At 59.8% G+C, this 19,572-nt stretch carries 16 protein-coding genes and 1 riboswitch; of the genes, 7 read left to right on the top strand and 9 right to left on the bottom strand.

Features of this window, described 5'->3' with window-relative positions; all coding sequences use genetic code 11:
• Positions 1-168: 168 nt before the first annotated feature.
• Together murI and btuB are read right to left on the bottom strand one after the other, a co-directional pair.
• The gene (gene murI, locus ACJ8QI_RS24135; protein ID WP_060424947.1) at positions 169-1,032 is read right to left on the bottom strand and encodes a glutamate racemase; all 864 of its coding nucleotides are present in this window, start codon (positions 1,030-1,032) and stop codon (positions 169-171) included.
• Positions 977-2,848: a TonB-dependent vitamin B12 receptor BtuB gene (gene btuB / locus ACJ8QI_RS24130; RefSeq protein WP_197779902.1), complete on the bottom strand. Its 1,872-nt coding sequence runs from the start codon at positions 2,846-2,848 to the stop codon at positions 977-979. Before btuB ends, murI begins: the two co-directional genes overlap by 56 nt.
• A gap of 69 nt (positions 2,849-2,917) precedes the next feature.
• Positions 2,918-3,137, bottom strand: a riboswitch (cobalamin riboswitch).
• A gap of 115 nt (positions 3,138-3,252) precedes the next feature.
• Between btuB and trmA the strand changes: the two genes are divergently transcribed.
• Positions 3,253-4,356, top strand: coding sequence for a tRNA (uridine(54)-C5)-methyltransferase TrmA (gene trmA, locus ACJ8QI_RS24125; RefSeq protein ID WP_442533183.1), 1,104 nt, complete (start codon positions 3,253-3,255; stop codon positions 4,354-4,356).
• Positions 4,357-4,390: 34 nt separating this feature from the next.
• Here the strand turns inward: trmA and ACJ8QI_RS24120 are convergent, their stop codons facing one another.
• Together ACJ8QI_RS24120 and fabR are read right to left on the bottom strand one after the other, a co-directional pair.
• Positions 4,391-4,762 (bottom strand): YijD family membrane protein, encoded by a 372-nt coding sequence (locus tag ACJ8QI_RS24120; protein ID WP_049201879.1) that lies wholly within the window; start codon positions 4,760-4,762, stop codon positions 4,391-4,393.
• 15 nt (positions 4,763-4,777) lie between these two features.
• Entirely contained in the window at positions 4,778-5,410 is a 633-nt protein-coding gene (fabR, locus tag ACJ8QI_RS24115) for an HTH-type transcriptional repressor FabR (protein WP_004931044.1), read from the bottom strand.
• A gap of 218 nt (positions 5,411-5,628) precedes the next feature.
• Here fabR and sthA point away from each other — a divergent pair, with 218 nt between their 5' ends.
• Positions 5,629-7,026 carry a Si-specific NAD(P)(+) transhydrogenase gene (gene sthA / locus ACJ8QI_RS24110; RefSeq protein ID WP_004931047.1) on the top strand — a complete coding sequence of 466 codons (1,398 nt, stop codon included), beginning with the start codon at positions 5,629-5,631 and terminating at the stop codon, positions 7,024-7,026.
• Here the strand turns inward: sthA and oxyR are convergent.
• Entirely contained in the window at positions 7,009-7,926 is a 918-nt protein-coding gene (gene oxyR / locus ACJ8QI_RS24105; RefSeq protein WP_033636422.1) for a DNA-binding transcriptional regulator OxyR, read from the bottom strand. The two genes, sthA and oxyR, sit on opposite strands and share 18 nt — an antisense overlap.
• Before the next feature lie 151 nt (positions 7,927-8,077).
• Between oxyR and ACJ8QI_RS24100 the strand changes: the two genes are divergently transcribed.
• The 3 genes from ACJ8QI_RS24100 to ACJ8QI_RS24090 all read left to right on the top strand — a co-directional run bounded on the left by ACJ8QI_RS24100 (position 8,078) and on the right by ACJ8QI_RS24090 (position 10,830).
• Complete coding sequence (locus ACJ8QI_RS24100; RefSeq protein ID WP_019452251.1) at positions 8,078-8,809, top strand: glutathione peroxidase; 732 nt, start codon at positions 8,078-8,080, stop codon at positions 8,807-8,809.
• Between the two features lie 72 nt (positions 8,810-8,881).
• On the top strand, positions 8,882-10,330 hold the full coding sequence (locus ACJ8QI_RS24095) for a dihydrolipoyl dehydrogenase (RefSeq protein ID WP_164268725.1): 1,449 nt from the start codon (positions 8,882-8,884) through the stop codon (positions 10,328-10,330).
• Between the two features lie 173 nt (positions 10,331-10,503).
• A complete protein-coding gene (locus ACJ8QI_RS24090; protein WP_060424959.1) occupies positions 10,504-10,830 on the top strand; it encodes a type II toxin-antitoxin system HicB family antitoxin in 327 nt (108 codons plus the stop codon).
• A gap of 36 nt (positions 10,831-10,866) precedes the next feature.
• Here ACJ8QI_RS24090 and argH read toward each other — a convergent pair whose 3' ends face one another.
• From argH to argC, 4 genes are all read right to left on the bottom strand, one after another.
• Positions 10,867-12,240, bottom strand: coding sequence for an argininosuccinate lyase (argH, locus tag ACJ8QI_RS24085; RefSeq protein WP_043140965.1), 1,374 nt, complete (start codon positions 12,238-12,240; stop codon positions 10,867-10,869).
• Between the two features lie 68 nt (positions 12,241-12,308).
• Complete coding sequence (locus ACJ8QI_RS24080; RefSeq protein WP_019452247.1) at positions 12,309-13,529, bottom strand: argininosuccinate synthase; 1,221 nt, start codon at positions 13,527-13,529, stop codon at positions 12,309-12,311.
• A gap of 25 nt (positions 13,530-13,554) precedes the next feature.
• Positions 13,555-14,328: an acetylglutamate kinase gene (gene argB, locus ACJ8QI_RS24075; protein WP_038872691.1), complete on the bottom strand. Its 774-nt coding sequence runs from the start codon at positions 14,326-14,328 to the stop codon at positions 13,555-13,557.
• A 20-nt stretch (positions 14,329-14,348) separates the two neighbouring features.
• Positions 14,349-15,353: an N-acetyl-gamma-glutamyl-phosphate reductase gene (gene argC, locus ACJ8QI_RS24070; RefSeq protein ID WP_025304655.1), complete on the bottom strand. Its 1,005-nt coding sequence runs from the start codon at positions 15,351-15,353 to the stop codon at positions 14,349-14,351.
• Positions 15,354-15,569: 216 nt separating this feature from the next.
• Here argC and argE point away from each other — a divergent pair, with 216 nt between their 5' ends.
• On the top strand, positions 15,570-16,715 hold the full coding sequence (argE, locus tag ACJ8QI_RS24065; protein ID WP_442533182.1) for an acetylornithine deacetylase: 1,146 nt from the start codon (positions 15,570-15,572) through the stop codon (positions 16,713-16,715).
• Between the two features lie 258 nt (positions 16,716-16,973).
• Positions 16,974-19,572, top strand: a 2,599-nt coding sequence (gene ppc, locus ACJ8QI_RS24060) for a phosphoenolpyruvate carboxylase (protein WP_442533181.1), incomplete at its 3' end; no start/stop codon positions are given.

Below are 19,572 nucleotides of genomic sequence, written 5' to 3'. Positions count from 1 at the left end.
CTTTTCACCCGGAGAGTCAAGCGTTTATTTCGCTTTTCTCTCGCTGACCCGGCGGCTTGTCAGTCGTTGTTCCCGGTCAGTGGAGGCGCATTATAGGGAGTTCTCGGCGGGCCGCAACCCCTATTTTCAATATTTTTTCCGACCGTTGAATGTTTAACCAAAACACCGTTAAAGCGGCAGTTTTTTCAACGATTTAAAGCCGTAGCCCTGCAAAACGGGCAATAAAGCGTCAGTATCTTCATTTAGCGCCATGCAATACGCCAGATTCTCTTCCTGGCTCGAGACCAGATTTTCCTGCGTCGAGATGAGCCAGGCGGTACGACGGGCAATCGCCGCACCGGAATCCACCAGCCGGGTGCCTTCCGGCAACACCTGCATCAGCTCTTCAGCTAATAGAGGAAAATGAGTGCAGCCCAGCACGACGGTATCCGGCGGCTCGCGCATGCTCAGCCACGGATGCAGGATCTTCTTCAGCACCGGCAGCGGCACGGCTTCGCCGTGCAGCTTGGCCTCCGCCAGCTCCACCAGCTCTGAAGAGCCCAGCAGCTCAATCTTGCAGTCGGTAGCGAAACGGGAAATCAGTTCGTGGGTGTAGCTGCGCTGTACGGTGCCGCGAGTCGCCAACAGGCCGACAATGCCATTGACGGTAAGACGGGCGGCAGGCTTGATGGCGGGTACCACGCCCACGACCGGGAAACTGAAGCGCTCGCGCAGGGCCGGCAAAGAGACGGTGCTGGCAGTGTTACAGGCAATGACGACAATCGCCAGAGGATGCCGCTGCTGCACTGCGCCGACAATCTCCACCACGCGCTCAACGATAAACTCTTCGGACTTCTCGCCGTAGGGGAACGCCACGTTGTCGAAAGCGTATATATAGTGGAGATCCGGCAGCAACTGCCGAATCTCTTGATATACCGACAGCCCGCCGACGCCGGAATCGAAAACCAGCACCGTCGGGCGAGGTGTGGCGGTGCTGTTAGAAGGTATAGCTTCCAGTGAGGTAGTATTCTCTTCCTGGAGTAGCGTAGCCATAGGCCGTCTCATAATCTTTATCAAACAGGTTGGCAATTCTACCACGAACTGTCAGATGAGATGTGACCGGATACGAAACTGCGAGATCCCACAGGCTCACGCCGCCAAGTTTAACCGTCGGGCTTGGATAAACGCCATAATCCTTGTCGTAGCGCTCACCTAAGTATTGATAGGTCACTGCCCAGTCAAAGTCGTACAGCTGCCAATCCAGCTCATATTTCACCTGTTGTTTCGCGCGGCGCAGCAGCACTTCGTTGGTTTTAGCATTGCGCGGGTCGACATAATCGTAACCAATCTGATGCGTCAACGGGCCGGTATCAAACGAGGCAGTGGCTTCAATCCCTTTGATGGTCGCCTTACCCACATTGTAATAGACGTAGTTGGTTTCCCCCGTGGAATCGATCAAATTGTCGATGTCGTTGCGATAACCGGAAACGCGCCAGGTCACCGGGCCGGTCAGTCCTTCAAAGCCGCCTTCCCACTGCTTGCTTTCTTCCGGTTTCAGATCGGTATTGTTGCCGAAATTGCCGTATAGCTGGCTCATATTCGGTGCTTTGAACGCCGTGCCATACGAAGCGATAAAACGGTATCCCTCGACGAATTCCCAGGCTGCGCTGGTTTGCCAAGTGCCGTGCCAGCCAAACTCGGAATGATCGTCACCTCGAACCGCACCTTCCAACGTTACCGGGCCAACCAGTTGCTGCGCAGTCAGGTAGATGCCTGCATCACGTTGGCTTTTTTCACCCTTCACGGTGGTGGAGTCCGGCTTGATTTTCTGTTGCTGCCAGTCAACGCCAGAGCTTACGGTACCCTCTCCAACCTGCAGCGTATTACCCCACTGTAGGTTGTACTGTTCGGAATCCACCAAACTGGCCGAGCTGTCATACATACCGCGACGAGGATCGTAATCGTAATCCTTGCTATGACTGTAGCTGCCGATCAATTGTGTTGCGTAAATCCCTTCTTTATAACGCAATCCGGTATCCCAGGTTTGGCTGTAAAGTTTGCGAGTATCTAACAGAGGGCTGGTCGGGGAGGAATAGTAACCATCGTACGCCGTGCGGTTGTCATAGCCATATCCGCGTACAAAGCCGCTGACCGATTCGCTGAACTGGTGCTCAAGCGCGCCATACAGAGACTTACTCATAAAGCCATCGCGGTCCTGCTGGCTTTGCATGCCGGTGCTGCCATAGGCCACCACATCATACCCTTTGGTATAAGTGTAATTCCCTGCCACCGTCGCCACGGTGCTGTCGCCCAGCTGTTGCTGGGTCGACGCGTCATAGGCCTGATAGCCGTTGGAGCCGACGCCTGCAGAGAGCGTAGTACCGTTCTTTTCACGCGTGGTGATGATGTTGACCACGCCGCCGATGGCGTCGGAACCGTACACCGCCGAGCGCGGGCCGCGAATGTATTCGACTTTCTGCACCAGCGAAATCGGGATTTGGCTGAGATCGGAAGAGCCGCTGACGCCCGCCTGGTTAAGGCGAATGCCGTCGATCAATACCAAGACATGGCTGGAGTTGGTGCCGCGAATAAACAGTGAGCTCTTTTGCCCCAGCCCGCCGTTTTGGCCGATGTCCACGCCCGGCAAACGGCGCATCACGTCGGTCAGGCTCTTGGCCTGCCAACGATCGATATCGTTACGGGTGACGATAGAAGTCGGCGCCAGCACGGAAGAAACCGGCTGCGGGAAGCGGTTGGCGGTCACCACCAGGTTATCGCCATTCGTGGCTGTCGTGTTGTCTTGCGCCCATCCAGAAAAAGCCGTGACGGAGGAGACCACCGCCAGCAGCGTATTTTTTGTAATTGTCATGAGAAAAGCATCCAAACTTAATTGGCGGATGCCGCAGGATCATGGCCGGTAGTTCGCGACGGCCACGGACATTGCGACGTAACACCGGCAGGTCTTCGGGCTTGGGATTTGCGGGCCGCGGGGTGCGACCGGCAACGGGCGATGACTTCCCATCCTGCAGTGGACAGTGTCTGCGTCGAAACGCTATCGCCGTGACTTCCCCTTACCGCTGCGCGTCAGCTCCGGATTCACACCGGATTCCCTTTTCACTCGCTGCTTGAGGCCGGACGGCAATGCTACGATCAATGAAAATAGATGTCTAGACTGCTACTAATGTTACAAATAATAAACGCGACAAAACTGGACTTCACGGGCTGATTCCCTACAATCCCCGCTGATCAAATTTGCCTGACGAGAAGACACACATGACGCCCGAGAATTTGCCTATTGAACGTTACGATGACCAACTGGCGGAGAAAGTCGCCCGCCTGAAGACGTTGATGTCACCGTTCGCGGCGCCCGAGCCGGAAGTGTTCCACTCGCCAGTCGACCACTACCGCATGCGCGCCGAATTCCGCATCTGGCACGACGCGGACGACATGTACCACATCATGTTCGATCAGCAGACCAAGCAGCGTATTCGCGTCGATCAATTCCCGGCCGCCAGCGAACTGATCAACCGCCTGATGAGCGCCCTGATCGCCGCGCTGAAACCGGAACCTACCCTGCGCCACAAGCTGTTCCAGATCGATTATCTGTCGACGCAAAGCGGCAAAATCATCGCCTCGCTGCTGTACCACCGCAAGCTGGATGACGTTTGGCAACGGCGCGCCGAGCAGCTGCGTGACGAACTGCGCGCACAAGGTTTCGACCTGCAGCTGATCGGCCGGGCGTCGAAGACCAAAATCATGCTCGACCAGGATTATGTCGACGAAGTGCTGCCGGTCGCCGGCCGCGACATGATCTACCGCCAGGTGGAAAACAGCTTCACTCAGCCCAACGCGGCCATGAACGTGCAGATGCTGGAATGGGCTCTGGCGGTGACCGCCGGTTCCAAAGGCGATTTGCTGGAGCTGTATTGCGGCAACGGCAACTTCTCGCTGGCGCTGGCGCGCAATTTCGAGCGAGTCCTGGCGACCGAGATCGCCAAACCGTCGGTGGCGGCGGCGCAATACAACATCGCTGCCAACCATATCGACAATGTGCAGATCATCCGCATGGCGGCGGAAGATTTCACCCAGGCGATGAACGGGGTGCGCGAATTCAACCGGTTGAAGGGCATCGATCTGAGCGGTTACAACTGCGAGACGATTTTCGTCGATCCGCCGCGCAGCGGGCTGGACGATGAAACGGTGAAGATGGTGCAGGCCTACCCGCGCATTCTGTATATCTCATGCAACCCGGAAACGCTGTGCGCCAACCTGGAAACGCTGCAGGCCACGCACCGGGTCAGCCGCCTGGCGCTGTTCGATCAGTTCCCGTATACCCATCACATGGAATGCGGCGTGCTGCTGGAAAAGCGCTGCTGATACAACAGGGGCGCCATCATGGCGCCCCGTTGCATTACGACTCTTGAGTCGGCGCATCCGGCGCCTTGCGCGCCTTCAGTTTGACTCCGATCCACAGCACCAGCGCCACGCAGATCACCGACGGCAGGAAGTTGGAACCGATCTGCGGGTATTCTGCGCGCACGATGGCGCTGTACATCAGCAGCCCCAGCAGGAAACAGGCCGCCGCCAGCTTCGGCATGCCGTCCGGCATGGCGCGGTTCAGGTAACGCTGATGCAGGCAGTACACCGCCAGCACCAACGCGATCAGCGGGAAGATCGAAAACGGCACCACCGAGCTGAACAGCGCGGCAAACGAACCGTTGATCGAAAGGCCGGCAATCAACGCCAGCAGTAAGGTGCCATTTTCACGGCCTGGTTTTTCCATCATTTTTTACCTTTTTTATACGTGGGACACAGAAGCTTTTTCTTGTTCGCGACGATACCAGTAATACGCCCCTTTGGAGATCATCCGCAGCTGAAGCACCAGCCGTTCTTCCAGCTGCTGCCGCTGCTCGACGTCGATATCCAGCGCTTCCGCGCCGGCGCTGAACACGATGGTGACCATCGCTTCCGCCTGCGCTTCGGTAAAGCTGCGCGGCATGTGATTTTCCAACTCGAGGTAGTCCGCCAGTTCGGCGATGAAATGCTGGATCTCGCGCGCCACCGCCGCACGGAATGCCGCCGACGTGCCGGAACGCTCGCGCAGCAGCAGGCGGAAGGCGTTCGGGTTGTTGCCGATAAATTCCATAAAGGTGGACACCGAAGTGCGGATCACGCTGCCGCCCTTGGCGATGCGTTGGCGCGCCTGGCGCATCAACTGACGCAGCATCAGGCCGCTTTCGTCCACCATGGTCAGCCCCAGCTCATCCACATCGCGGAAATGGCGGTAAAACGACGTGGGCGCGATGCCCGCCTCGCGTGAAACTTCCCGCAGGCTCAGGCTGGCGAAGCTGCGTTCGGCGCTCAGCTGGCTGAATGCGGCTTCGATCAGGGAACGACGAGTCCGTTCTTTTTGTTGTGCTCTGACGCCCATATGCATATCCGGATAGGTTCCATTCTCTCAGTCTAACGCCCTAGACTCGGCAATATAGCAAATTTTATTGCAACAGCATTTATACTAACGCGCTCTATCACACTTCCGCCCTGAGCCGATTGTGCTTTGCCTCAAAAAGCCTAATGGTGATTGGGTGAGCAGCGCTATGATGTTAAGATACCGTTGTAATCTTGTATAAAAAAACAGGTCTCTCCTACATGCAACAGCACTATCAATTTGATGCCATTGTGATTGGCTCGGGCCCTGGTGGTGAAGGTGCCGCCATGGGGCTGGTGAAACAGGGCGCCCGCGTGGCCGTTATCGAACGGTACAACAACGTAGGCGGCGGATGTACCCACTGGGGTACCATCCCTTCCAAAGCCCTCCGCCACGCCGTCAGCCGCATTATCGAATTCAACCAGAACCCGCTTTACAACAACTCGCGCACGCTCAGCGCGACCTTCCCTGACATTTTACGCCACGCCGATAACGTCATCAGCCAGCAGACCCGCATGCGCCAAGGCTTCTATGAGCGGAACCAGTGCAAACTGTTCGCCGGCGACGCGCGCTTCATCGACGCCAACACCGTCAGCGTCAGCTACATGGACGGCACCCAGGACACCATCCGCGCCGACCACATCGTGATCGCCTGCGGCTCGCGCCCTTACCATCCGGCCAGCGTCGATTTCAATCACCCGCGCATCTACGACAGCGATTCCATTCTCGAGCTGAGCCATGAACCGCGCCACGTGATCATTTACGGCGCCGGGGTGATCGGCTGCGAATACGCGTCTATCTTCCGCGGCCTGAACGTCAAGGTGGATCTGATCAACACCCGCGATCGCCTGCTGGCGTTCCTCGATCAGGAGATGTCGGATTCGCTCTCTTACCACTTCTGGAACAACGGCGTGGTGATCCGCCACAACGAGGAGTTCGAGAAGATTGAAGGCACCGAAGACGGCGTGATCGTGCACCTGAAGTCCGGCAAGAAGGTGAAAGCGGACTGCCTGCTGTACGCCAACGGCCGTACCGGCAACACCGATTCGCTGGGGTTGGAAAACGTCGGCCTGGAATCGGACAGCCGCGGGCTGCTGAAGGTGAACAGCATGTACCAAACCGCGCTGTCGCACATCTACGCGGTCGGTGACGTGATCGGCTATCCGAGCCTGGCTTCCGCCGCCTACGATCAGGGCCGCATCGCCGCGCAAGCGATCGCTTCCGGCGAAGCCAGCGGTCACTTAATCGAAGATATCCCGACCGGCATCTACACCATTCCGGAAATCAGCTCCGTCGGCAAAACCGAGCAGGAACTGACGGCGATGAAGGTGCCGTATGAAGTGGGCCGCGCCCAGTTCAAACATCTGGCGCGCGCGCAGATCGCCGGGATGAACGTCGGCAGCCTGAAGATCCTGTTCCATCGCGACACCCTGCAGATCCTCGGGATCCACTGCTTCGGCGAGCGTGCGGCGGAGATCATCCACATCGGTCAGGCGATCATGGAACAGAAAGGTGAAGGCAATACTATCGAGTATTTCGTTAATACGACCTTCAACTATCCGACCATGGCCGAAGCCTACCGGGTGGCGGCGCTTAACGGCTTAAACCGCCTGTTTTAACGCGTTGTCGATGTAGCCCTGCATGTGCTCGCGGATCGCTTCGGCCAACTGCTCATAACGGCTGCGCAGTGGGGAACCGGGGCGATACACCAACGCGATGGTGCGCTTCGGTTCCGGCTTGTAGCAATCCAGATAGCAGACGCCGTCGCGTTCGCGCTGCGGCGGCACCGCCAGTGACGGCAGCAGGGTAATGCCGCTGCCGGCCGCGACCATATTGCGCAGCGTTTCCAGACTGGTGGCGCGGAAGTGGGTATCCTCATCCGCACCCGCCTGGAAGCAGAAGCCCATCGCCTGATCGCGCAGGCAGTGGCCATCTTCCAGCATCAGCAGCTTCTCTCCCGCCAAATCCGGCATCGCCACGCGCTCGCGCTGCGCCCACGGGTGATCGGAATACACCGCCAGCTTCATCGGTTCATCGAACAGAGGCACTTCGATAAACGCCTCGGTTTCCTTCACCAATGCCAGAATGGCGCAGTCCAATTTGCCGCTGTCGAGTTGCGCCAGCAGTTGCTGGGTTTGCGCTTCGTGCAGGTACATTTCCAGTTTCGGGAAAGTTTTGTGCAGCGTCGGGATGATCTGCGGCAGCAGATAAGGCCCCACGGTCGGGATCAGGCCGATGTGCAGCGGCCCGGACATGGCTTCGCCCTGCTGGCTGGCCATCTCCTTCAATACTTTCACTTCGCGCAGCACGGTACGCGCCTGCTCCACCAGCAACAGACCCGCCTGGGTGAACAGCACCTTGCGGCTGGTGCGCTCGAGCAGCATGACGCCCAACTCGTCTTCCAGCTTGCGGATCTGCCCGCTCAGCGTGGGCTGGCTCACATGGCATGAATCGGCCGCACGGCGGAAGTGCCGGTGCTCGGCCAAGGCGACCAGATACTCTAAATCACGAATATTCATTGTTTCCCTCCATTCCATGATAGCTCATGGCGATAGATAAGATAGCAATGAGCGATTAGATCTATCAAGCCCCAGCGACAATAATGTGTCCCAACGAAGCGATATCGCGCTAAATGCTAAAAATTACTTTTCCTAATTAAGGGGTTAATCAATGTTTACCAGTCAAGAAGGCAAGAAAGTTCCTCAGGTTACTTTCCACACCCGTCAGGGCGACCAATGGATTGATGTGACCACTGATGACCTGTTCAAAAACAAAACGGTCATCGTGTTCTCGCTGCCGGGCGCGTTCACGCCGACCTGCTCTTCGAGCCATCTGCCGCGCTACAACGAGCTGTCCAGCGTATTCAAACAGCACGGCGTCGACGGTATTCTGTGCGTCTCGGTGAACGACACCTTCGTGATGAACGCCTGGAAAGCCGATCAGCATGCGGAAAACATCACCTTCGTGCCGGACGGCAACGGTGAATTCACCAAAGGCATGAACATGCTGGTCGAGAAAGCGGATCTGGGCTTTGGCCCACGTTCATGGCGCTACTCGATGCTGGTGCGCGACGGCGTGGTCGAGAAAATGTTCGTCGAACCGAACAAACCGGGCGACCCGTTTGAGGTGTCCGACGCCGACACCATGCTGAAATACCTGGCGCCGGAATTCAAAGTGCAGGAGTCGGTCTCCCTGTTCACCAAACCAGGCTGCCCATTCTGCGCCAAAGCCAAACAGATGCTGCAAGAACGCGGCATTCAGTATGAAGAGATCGTGCTGGGCAAAGACGCCACCACCGTCAGCCTGCGCGCCGTCAGCGGCCGCGCCACGGTGCCGCAAGTGTTCATCGGCGGCCGTCACATCGGTGGCAGCGACGATCTGGAAACTTTCCTGTCAGCTTAATAAGTAATAACAAAGCCAACGTGAACTTTGGCGGGCTACGGCCCGCCCTTTTTTTAACTTTCAGGAGCGGATATGAAACTGTTGAACGTTGATGTCGCGGTCATCGGCGGCGGCACCGCAGGGCTCGGCGCCTATCGCGCGGCCAAACTGTCTACCCCCAGCGTGGTGATGATCGAAGGCGGGCCTTACGGCACCACCTGTGCGCGCGTTGGCTGTATGCCATCCAAGTTGCTGATCGCCGCTGCCGAAGCGGTGCATCAAATCGAACGCGCGCCGGGCTTTGGCGTGCACCCAACCGGTAAAACCCGCATCGACGGACGTGAAGTGATGGCGCGCGTCAAGCGCGAACGCGATCGCTTCGTCGGTTTCGTGCTGGAAGGCGTGGACGAGATCCCGGCCGGCGACAAAATTCAGGGCTATGCCCGCTTTATCGACGACAACACGCTGCAGGTCGATGACCATACGCGCATCGTGGCGCAGCGCATTGTGATCGCCACCGGCTCCCGCCCCAGCTGGCCGGCGCCGTGGAGCGAACTGGGCGATCGTCTGATCGTCAACGACGACCTGTTCAACTGGGATGATTTGCCGCAGTCCGTAGCGGTATTCGGCCCCGGCGTCATCGGGCTCGAGCTGGGGCAAGCGCTACACCGCCTCGGCGTCGACACCAAGGTCTTCGGCATCGGCGGCGCGGTCGGGCCGCTCACCGACAGCGCCGTGCGCGACTACGCCGCCAAAGCACTGGGGGAAGAGTTCTATCTCGACGCCGACGTGAAGGTAGAGATGATGCAGCGCGAAGGCGACAAGGTGTTTATCCGCTATCGGGACCTGCAGGGCCAACCGCAGGAGATCCTGGTGGACTACGTGCTGGCCGCCACCGGCCGCCGCCCCAACGTCGATCGGCTGGGCCTCGAAAACACCGGCTTGCAACTCGACGCCCGAGGCGTACCGCTGGCCGACCGCCTGACGATGCAAACCAGCGTGCCGCATATTTTCATCGCCGGCGACGCCAGCAACCAACTGCCGCTGCTGCATGAGGCCAGCGATCAGGCACGCATCGCCGGCGCCAACGCCGGCAGCTTCCCGGAGATCAATCCGGGCCTGCGCCGCAGCGCGATTTCGGTGGTGTTCTCCGATCCGCAGATCGCTATGGTCGGCTCAACCTTCCGCGAGCTGAGCGAGAAGTTCAGCGCCTGCGGCTGCTTTGAAGTGGGCAAAGTCTCGTTTGAGAATCAGGGCCGCTCGCGGGTGATGCTGCGCAACAAAGGCATTCTGCACGTCTACGGCGAGCAAGGCACCGGCCGTTTCCTCGGCGCGGAAATGATCGGCCCGGACGCCGAACACATCGCACACCTGCTGGCTTGGGCGCATCAGCAACAGATGACCGTCGATCAGATGCTGGACATGCCGTTCTATCATCCGGTGATCGAAGAAGGTTTGCGCACCGCGCTGCGCGATCTGCAGGCGAAGCTCAAACTCGGCACGGCCGAAATCGAGCGCTGCCAGCGCTGCCCGGGCGAATAACCTCTCATTCTCCGTTCATCCCCACCGGGCCTTCAGGCCCGGTTTTCTTGCACAGCACTTCCCTCCCTCCTCTTGCCTCACGGCCCTTCTGCGCTCATTTTTTATGCGTCGACATTGAAATGATACCGATATTGATACTAAAATGAAGAAAGGAGCCAGAATGGAGGAAGAACATGGAAAGGCATGAACACTATACCTATCGCATCACCTGGTCAGCGGAAGATCGTGAATATGTCGGGCTGTGCGCCGAATTCCCCTCGTTGTCCTGGCTGGCGGCCACGCGTACCGGCGCACTGGAGGGTATCGAAAAAGTCGTGAGCGAAACGATCGCCGATATGCTGGCGCAAGGCGAAACGCCGCCGCAGGCGCTGGCGGAAAAGAACTTCAGCGGAAAACTGGTGCTGCGCATGACGCCGGAACAGCATCGCCGGCTGGCGCTCGGCGCGATGGAGGAAGGCGTGAGCCTGAACCGCTATCTGTGTGCACGTCTGGCGGGGTAAAGGTTCAAGGGCGGCGCCGGGCCGCCCTTGTCGTCGTCAGGCCAAACGCTGTTTCGCTGCGGCGATTGCCGCGGCCACCTGCTGCGGTGCGACGCCACCTTTGGCCGCACGCTTGTCCAGGCAGGATTGCAACGCCAGGATCGGGTAAACGTCGTCACCGATCGTCGCGCTAAACTGCTGCAAGTCCGCCAGCGGCAGCGCTTCCAGCGGTTTACCCTGGCGAATCGCTTCTACCACCGCCTCGCCGACGATGTGGTGCGCTTCGCGGAACGGCACGCCCTTGGCGACCAGGTAATCCGCCAGCTCTGTGGCGTTGGCATAGCCCTGCTCCGCCGCTTCCTGGCAGCGCGGGCGTTTCACCTGGATCCCGTCCAGCACCAGCGCCGCCATTTGCAGGCAGTCCATCCAGGTGTCGAGCGCGTCGAACAGCCCTTCTTTGTCTTCCTGCATGTCTTTGTTGTACGCCAGCGGCAGGCCTTTCAGCGTCATCATCATACCGGTCAGCGCGCCCTGTACGCGGCCGCACTTACCGCGGATCAGCTCCAGCGCGTCCGGGTTTTTCTTCTGCGGCATCAGCGAAGAGCCGGAGGTCACGCGGTCGGACAGCTCGACAAACGCCGCTTCGCCGCTGTTGAAGAAGATCAGATCTTCGGCGAAGCGCGACAGGTGCACCATGCTGATGGCGGCATTGGACAGCAGCTCCAGCACGTGATCGCGATCGGATACGCTGTCCAGGCTGTTGCGGGTCGCCGAGGCGAAGCCCAGCCAGCCGGCCAGCTGCTCGCGATCGATAGGATAAGCGGTGCCGGCCAGCGCGCCGCTGCCCAGCGGGCTGACGTCCAGCCGTTTCAGGGTATCCTGCAGACGGCTCTCATCGCGCGCCAGCATCTCGACATAGGCCAGGCACCAGTGCGCGAAAGTCACCGGCTGCGCGCGTTGCAGGTGGGTATACCCCGGCATCACCGCATCCTGGTTGGCTTCGGCGGTCTCCACCAGCGCCTGCTGCAGCTGGACGATCGCCTGATGCAGGTCGCCGATCTGCTGTTTGCACCACAGCTTCAGATCGGTCGCGACCTGATCGTTGCGGCTGCGGCCGGTGTGCAGCTTCTTGCCCAAATCACCGACCTTCTCGATCAGCTTCTGCTCCACCCAGCTGTGGATGTCTTCGGCATCGCTTTGGACGATCGCCAAAGGATCGGCCTGGACCTCCGTCAGTAGCGCATTCAGCGCCTGCTCCAGCTGCTGTTGCTCCGTTGCCGTCAACACGTTAACGGTCACCAGCGCCTTCGACCAGGCCACAGAGCCCACGATATCCTGCTCCGCCAGGCGATAATCGAACCGCAGCGAATCGTTGAGTTGCTTGAACCGCTGATCCGCCGCCTGAGTGAACCGTCCGCCCCAAAGTGCCATATCTTACTCCTGAATTTTTATGCGAAAGGGCGCAGCATGCTGCGCCCTTGCAGAGTCACGCCAATCGATTATTTATTCTTTTTCTCGTTCAACGCGCGGATGCGTGAAGACAGAGAGAACAGGCGAATAAAGCCGCCCGCGTGGCTGTGATCGTAAACTTCGTCTTCGCCGAAGGTGGCGAACTCTTCGGAGTACAGGCTGTTGGCCGATTTCTTCTGGGTCGCCGTCACCTGGCCTTTGTACAGCTGCAGCACGACTTCGCCGTTCACCTCTTCCGCCAGCGCTTCGGCAGAAGCCTGCAGCGAGCGGCGCAGCGGCGCGAACCAGCGGCCGTCGTACACCACATATGACATCTCCAGGCCCAGCTGCTCGCGCCATTTGAAGCTGTCGCGATCCAACACCAGCTGTTCGACGGCGCGCAGCGCCGCCACCATGATGGTGCCTCCCGGGGTTTCATAGCAGCCGCGGGATTTGATGCCCACCAGGCGGTTTTCCACGATGTCGATACGGCCGACGCCGTGCTTGGCACCCAGCGCATTCAGGGTTTCCAGGCACTGGTACGGCGACAGCGCTTTACCGTTAACCGCCACAACGCGGCCTTTCTCAACGGTAACGGTCACCTGCTCAGGCTGATCCGGCGCTTCCTGCGGATCGACGGTCCATACCCAGCAATCTTTGTTCGGCGCATTCCACGGGCTTTCCAGCACGCCGCCTTCGGTGGAGATGTGCCAGGCGTTCTCATCGCGGCTGTAGATTTTTTCCAGCGACGCGGTGGTCGGAATGTTGCGCTCTTTCAGGTAATCCAACAGCGCTTCACGGGAACGCAGGTTCCACTCACGCCACGGCGCCACCACTTTCAGCTGCGGCGCCAGCGCGGTGTAGGTGGTCTCGAAACGCACCTGGTCATTGCCTTTGCCGGTCGCACCGTGGCACAGCGCGTCGGCGCCCACTTTCAACGCCAGCTCGACCTGCGCCTTGGCGATGATCGGCCGCGCCATCGACGTGCCCAGCAGGTAGCTGCCTTCGTACAGGGCGCCGGTCTGCAGCACCGGATAAACGTAATCGCGGATAAATTCTTCGCGCAGATCCACCACGTGACATTCAGAGGCACCGGACTGCAGGGCTTTTTGCTCCACGCCTTCCAGATCGCTGCGCTCCTGACCGATGTCCGCCACGAACGCCACCACTTCACAGCCGCCGTAGTTCTCTTTCAGCCATGGAATGATGGCCGAGGTATCCAGGCCGCCGGAGTACGCCAGAACGATTTTTTTGATGCCTTGGTTTTGCATGATCTATTCCTTTCTAATTCTAAAATTAAGCGAGGATCCGGGTGCCAATCGACACGCCGTTAAACAAAGCAGGAAGCTGATCGGCATGGCGCCAGCTGGCGATATCCACCGGGCGGCCGAGGGTGCGGGCCGCGTCGAGCGCCGCATTCACCTTCACCACCATACCATCGGTGATGATGCCTTGCGCGATCAGTTGTTCCGCTTTTTGCGCCGTCATTTCCGCAATGCGTTGCCCCTTGCCGTCGAGGATGCCGCTGACGTCCGACAGCAGGATCAGATCCGCCCCCAGCGTCGCCGCCAGCGCCGTCGCCGCCTGATCGGCGTTCACGTTCATTAACTGCCCTTCGGCGGTGATGCCGATGGAGCTGACCACCGGCAGGTAGCCGGCGCTCAGCAGGGTATTGAGCAGCGCGGGCGAACCGGGCTGCGCGTTGCCGACGTGGCCCAATGCCGGATCGAGCGGGGTCACGACCGCGCTGCCGCCATCCGCCAGGCTCAGGCCGACGGCGTTGATTTGGTGTTTAATCGCCCACGCCAGCAGCGTTTTGTTGGCGGTGCCGGCCAGCGCGCCGGTGATGATGTCGATCTGATCGGCCGGCGTGACCCGCAGGCCGTTCTTTTTCACCACCGGCAAAGAGAGCTGCTTCATCAGTTCGTCCACCACGCAGCCGCCGCCGTGCACGATCACCAGCGGGCGCTGATGCTGCTGCCGGTAGCTGTCCAGCGCGGTAAACAGACGCTCCAGCGCTTCTTCACTGTCTAATAACACGCCACCTAACTTGATAATTAACGGGTTCATTGCTGTTTACTCACGCTGGTTTAAAGGAGTGACTGGGTTTCCGGGAAGCCGAAACGGATATTCAGGCATTGCACCGCCTGCGCCGCCGCGCCTTTCAGCAGGTTGTCTTCCACCGCTACGGCGATCAGATGCTCGCCCTGCACCGCAAAACCGATGTCGCAGAACGGCAGCCCCACCACCGCTTTCAGCGCCGGCACGCCCTGGTCGTACAACCGCACCAGCGGTTTGTCGTCATAGGCGGCATGATAGGCGGCCGCGACGTCCTGCGCGGTCACGCCGGCCTTCAGGCGGCAGGTGATGGTTTCAAGGATACCGCGCGGGAAGTTGCCCAGGTGCGGCGTAAAGATAACCGGCACGCCCAGGTGCGCGGCGATCTCCGGCTGGTGCCGATGAGTGAAAATACCGTACGGCTGCAGGCTCACTTCGCAGAAGCTGGTGGTCATGCTGGCCTTACGACCGGCGCCGCTGACGCCGCTGGTGGCGTTGATCACCGGCCACTGGTCGAGGTTCAGCAGCTGCTTCTCGATCAACGGCTTCAGCGCCAGCTGCGCCGCCGTCGGGTAACAGCCCGGCACGGCAATCAGCTGCGCCTGTTTAATCTTGTCGCTCTGCCATTCCGCCAGGCCGTATACCGCCTGCTCCAGCAGGGCGCCATGCTGATGTTCAAAACCGTAGTACTGGCTATAAAAACCGGCGTCCTGCACGCGGAAGGCGCCCGACAGATCGAACACCACGCAGCCCGCCGCCAAGAAGGCCGGTGCGATATCGTGGCTGACTTCATGGGCGGTGGCGAGGAACACCACGTCGATGCCCTGCGCCGCCTTGGCAACGTCGGTCAACGGCTGCAGCGGCAGATCGACGATGCCTTTCAACTGGGGATGGAGATCGGAAAGCAACTTTCCTGCATCTGCACTTTGCGCTGAAACCGCTAAAGCGGTTATGTTCATGTGTGGGTGGCGATTCAGGTAAGCCGTGAGCTCCGCTCCGGCGTAACCGCTGGCACCAACGATCAGCGTATTCAACATGTGGCCTTTCACCTTCTAAACTGACGTGCGGTCGCTTGCGACCCAGGTAACAGGGCTAGCCAGCGTTGTTGCGCCGTTCACCCACGGAGCCAGGCGTTGATGCTTTTATAAACATCCGGGTATCGGGTTCCCTTACGCTTCGGCTTACTGTATTTTTATTCAAAATAAATGCATGAATATTGATACTATCCTAACCAAAGGCTGTCAACAGTGAAGATGAAATTACCTCCATTTATTGAGCTGTACCGGGCGTTGATCGCAACGAAGTCGATCAGCGCCACCGATGCCGGCCTCGATCAGAGCAATGAGGCGTTAATCAACTTGCTGGCCGGATGGTTTGCCGACCTGGGCTTTCGCGTCGACGTACAGCCGGTGCCGGAATCGCGCCACAAATTCAACCTGCTGGCCAGCATCGGCGAAGGCAGCGGCGGCCTGCTGCTGGCCGGCCATACCGATACGGTGCCTTACGACGAAGGCCGCTGGACGCGCGATCCCTTCACCCTGACCGAGCACGACAACAAGCTCTACGGCCTGGGCACCGCCGACATGAAAGGCTTCTTCGCCTTTATTCTGGATGCGGTGCGCGACATCGACGCGAGCAAACTGACCAAGCCGCTGTACATTCTGGCTACCGCAGATGAAGAAACGACGATGGCCGGCGCACGTTATTTCGCCGCCTCCACCGCCATTCGGCCGGATTTCGCCATCATCGGCGAACCAACCTCGCTGCAGCCGGTGCGCGCACACAAGGGCCACATGGCCAACGCCATTCGCATCGTCGGCCAGTCCGGCCACTCCAGCGATCCGGCGCGCGGCGTCAACGCCATCGATCTGATGCACGAATCCATCGGCCGCCTGATGGAGCTGCGCAAAACCCTGCAGGAGCGCTACAACAACCCGGCGTTCGCCGTGCCTTATCCCACCATGAACTTCGGCCATATCAGCGGCGGCGACGCGGCCAACCGCATCTGCGCCTGCTGCGAGCTGCACCTGGATATCCGCCCGCTGCCCGGCATGACGCTCGACAACATCAACGAGCTGATGCATCAGGCATTGGAGCCGGTGAGCCAACGCTGGCCGGGCCGCCTGACCATCGAAGAGCTGCACGCGTCGGTGCCGGGCTACGAATGCCCGACCGACCACCGCATGGTGGCGGTGATCGAGGAGCTGCTGGGCACCCGCACGCAGGTGGTCAACTACTGCACCGAAGCGCCGTTCGTGCAGCAGGTCTGCCCGACGTTGGTGCTCGGCCCCGGTTCCATCGATCAGGCCCACCAGCCGGACGAATACCTCGACACCGCGTTTATCGAACCGACGCGCAAACTGCTGGGCCAGCTGGTCAATCACTTTTGCCGGCAATAAACCCGACATTTAACAGGGGAAATGTTTTATGCTTTCCCCTACCTCAAAATAAGTAGCAAACGGCGAAATAAGCCACGCTGATAACCGATGCGGCGTAATTAAATTTCAGAAAATGCGCCGATTTTGATGTTTTTTTGCTAAAAATAGTGTCAATTGACGATTGGACAGGAACGCGATGTGATCAGGCAGGCGGTCTGCGCCTGACGCGTGAAATTTATTTACAAGATAAAAATCATACAGAACTGGGTCAGGGGTTATATGAACGAACAATATTCGGCAATGCGCAGTAATGTCAGTATGCTCGGCAAATTGCTCGGCGATACCATCAAAGAAGCGCTGGGCGAGCATATTCTCGATCGCGTTGAGACCATCCGTAAGCTTTCCAAATCTTCACGCGCCGGCAACGAAGCGCATCGCCAGGAGCTGCTCTCCACCCTGCAGAACCTGTCCAACGACGAGCTGCTGCCGGTGGCGCGCGCCTTCAGCCAGTTCCTCAACCTGACCAACGTCGCCGAGCAGTACCACAGCATTTCGCCCAACGGCGAAGCCGCCAGCAACCCGGAAGCGCTGGCGCAGCTGTTCAGCCGCCTCAAAGACAAAAAACTCAGCGACAAAGAGCTGCAGCACGCGGTGTCGCAACTTTCCATCGAGCTGGTGCTGACGGCGCACCCGACGGAGATCACCCGCCGCACCCTGATCCACAAGCTGGTGGAGGTGAACACCTGCCTCAGCCAGCTCGATCACAACGATCTGGCCGACTACGAGCGCAACAAGATCATGCGCCGCCTGCGCCAGCTGGTGGCCCAGTCGTGGCACACCGATGAAATTCGCAAACATCGCCCCTCCCCGATCGACGAAGCCAAATGGGGCTTCGCGGTGGTAGAAAACAGCCTGTGGGAAGGCGTGCCAGCGTTCCTGCGCGAGTTCAACGAGCAGTTGGAAAACTCCATCAATTACAGCCTGCCGGCGGAAGCGGTGCCGGTGCGCTTCACCTCCTGGATGGGCGGCGACCGCGACGGCAACCCGAACGTGACCGCCGAAATCACCCGCCATGTGCTGCTGCTCAGCCGCTGGAAAGCCTGCGACCTGTTCACCCGCGATATCCAGGTGCTGGTCTCCGAGCTGTCGATGACCGAATGCACCCCGGAGCTGCGCGCCCGCGCCGGCGGTGACGAGGTGCAGGAACCGTACCGCGAAATCATGAAGCAGTTGCGCAGCCAGCTGATGAGCTCCCAGGCCTATCTGGAAGGCCGCCTGAAGGGCGAACGCGTGCTGAAGCCGCACGACCTGCTGGTGAACAACGAGCAGCTGTGGGAGCCGCTGTATGCCTGCTACCAATCGCTGCAGGCCTGCGGTATGGGCATCATCGCCAACGGTCAGTTGCTGGATACCCTGCGCCGCGTGCGCTGCTTCGGCGTGCCGCTGGTGCGCATCGACGTGCGCCAGGAAAGCACCCGCCATACCGAAGCCATCGCCGAGCTGACCCGCTACCTGGGGCTGGGCGACTATGAAAGCTGGTCGGAAGCCGATAAACAGGCGTTCCTGATCCGCGAACTGAACTCCAAACGCCCGCTGGTGCCACTGAAGTGGCAACCGAGCGCCGACACGCAGGAAGTGCTGGAAACCTGCCGGGTGATCGCCGAAGCGCCGCAGGGCTCGATCGCCGCCTACGTGATTTCGATGGCGCGCACGCCTTCCGACGTGCTGGCGGTGCACCTGCTGCTGAAAGAGGCCGGCTGCCCGTTCGCGCTGCCGGTCGCTCCGCTGTTCGAAACCCTCGACGATCTGAACAACGCCGACGACGTAATGACCCAGTTGCTGAATATCGACTGGTATCGCGGCTTTATTCAGGGCAAACAGATGGTAATGATCGGCTACTCCGACTCGGCGAAAGACGCCGGCGTGATGGCCGCTTCCTGGGCGCAGTACCGTGCGCAGGACGCGTTGATCAAAACCTGTGAAAAAGCCGGCGTGGCGCTGACGCTGTTCCATGGGCGCGGCGGCTCCATCGGCCGCGGCGGCGCACCGGCGCATGCGGCGCTGCTGTCGCAGCCGCCGGGCAGCCTGAAGGGCGGCCTGCGCGTCACCGAACAGGGCGAGATGATCCGCTTCAAATTCGGCCTGCCGGAAGTCACCATCAGCAGCCTGGCGCTGTATGCCGGGGCGATCCTCGAGGCCAACCTGCTGCCGCCGCCGGAACCGAAGAAAGAATGGCGGGCGTTGATGGACGATCTGTCCGAGACCTCCTGCCGAATGTATCGCGGCTACGTGCGTGAAAACCCGGACTTCGTGCCTTACTTCCGCGCGGCCACGCCGGAGCTGGAGCTGGGTAAACTACCGCTGGGCTCACGCCCGGCCAAACGCAAGCCGAACGGCGGCGTGGAAAGCCTGCGCGCCATTCCGTGGATCTTCGCCTGGACGCAGAACCGCCTGATGCTGCCGGCCTGGCTCGGCGCCGGTGCCGGATTGCAGGAAGCGGTGAAAGCCGGCAAGCAGGCGGAGCTGGAGGCGATGTGTCGCGACTGGCCGTTCTTCTCCACCCGCATCGCCATGCTGGAAATGGTGTTCGCCAAAGCCGACCTGTGGCTGGCGGAATACTACGATCAGCGCCTGGTGGATAAATCGCTGTGGCCGCTGGGCCAACAGCTGCGCGATCAGCTGGAAAGCGACATCAAGGTGGTGCTGACCATCGCCAACGATGCGCACCTGATGGAAGACCTGCCGTGGATCGCCGAATCCATCGCGCTGCGCAACGTTTATACCGACCCACTGAACGTCTTGCAGGCCGAGCTGCTGCATCGTTCGCGTCAGCAGGAGCAGCCGGACGCCCGCGTCGAGCAGGCGCTGATGGTCACCA

The organism is Serratia sp. CY84636 (genome assembly GCF_052166245.1).
GTDB classification, from domain to species: Bacteria; Pseudomonadota; Gammaproteobacteria; order Enterobacterales; family Enterobacteriaceae; genus Serratia; species Serratia nevei.
Note: the sequence above shows the minus strand (reverse complement) of the source record. Positions and strands in the feature narration are given on the sequence as shown.